The organism is Pseudomonas sp. ICMP 3272 (genome assembly GCF_001466905.1).
Classification (GTDB): Bacteria; Pseudomonadota; Gammaproteobacteria; order Pseudomonadales; family Pseudomonadaceae; genus Aquipseudomonas; species Aquipseudomonas amygdali.
On record NZ_LKEK01000022.1, the window covers coordinates 1 to 344 of the forward strand.

A 344-nucleotide genomic window follows, 5' to 3' on the forward strand; every position below is an offset into this window, starting at 1 on the left:
ACTTCTGCCCAAGGCTCACGGCCTGATCCCATAGCCCAACCCCCGTGACCGCATCCACCATGTCGCCTCCGGGGGCCAGCGGATCGACGTTGGATGGCAGCAGCGCGAGAGTCGCCAGCGTCCGACTCAACTCATACATCGCCGCCACGTAGTCGAAACCTTCAAGGCTCAGGACTTTGTTTAAGGCTGGCGACCAGCGCGTCCTGAGCACTGAGCATGTGCCGCCAGACCACCGCGCGCTGGACCGTGGCCGTGCATTGGTTGATCGCTCGTCTGCCAGGCTCATGCAGCTTGGCCATCGCCGCATGCAGCGGGTTTTCCTGACCGCGAATACTGCGCGGCAC

The 344-nt window shown here is 63.7% G+C and carries 1 pseudogene; it reads right to left on the bottom strand.

The annotated features are described in order from the left end of the window. Positions 1-344: pseudogene (locus AO068_RS03130) on the bottom strand (hypothetical protein); the annotation flags it as partial.